Annotated in this window: 1 pseudogene; it reads left to right on the top strand. The window is 63.2% G+C overall.

Going from position 1 to position 234, the window contains the following annotated elements:
* Positions 1-16: 16 nt before the first annotated feature.
* Positions 17-234: pseudogene (locus tag SB764_RS44790) on the top strand (sugar-binding transcriptional regulator); the annotation flags it as partial.

The raw sequence follows: 234 nt of genomic DNA, 5'->3' as shown, positions 1-234 counted from the left end.
CTTGCAGGACCTGACCATGGACGCGATCGCCCGGGAACTCCGGACATCCCGCTCCACGGTGTCCAGGCTCCTGTCCTCCGCCAGGGAAACCGGCCTGGTGCAGGTCCAGATCAGGAGTCCTTTTGACACAGGTCCTGAGCTGGAAAGCCAGATCCGCAGCCAATTCGGCGTCGACGTCCACGTCGTTCCCGTACTGGACACGCTGAACGAAGCAGAGACGTTGGACCGCGTGGC

The sequence above is a fragment of the Paraburkholderia sp. SIMBA_027 genome, assembly GCF_046535315.1.
GTDB lineage: Bacteria > Pseudomonadota > Gammaproteobacteria > Burkholderiales > Burkholderiaceae > Paraburkholderia > Paraburkholderia tropica.
Note: the sequence above shows the minus strand (reverse complement) of the source record. Positions and strands in the feature narration are given on the sequence as shown.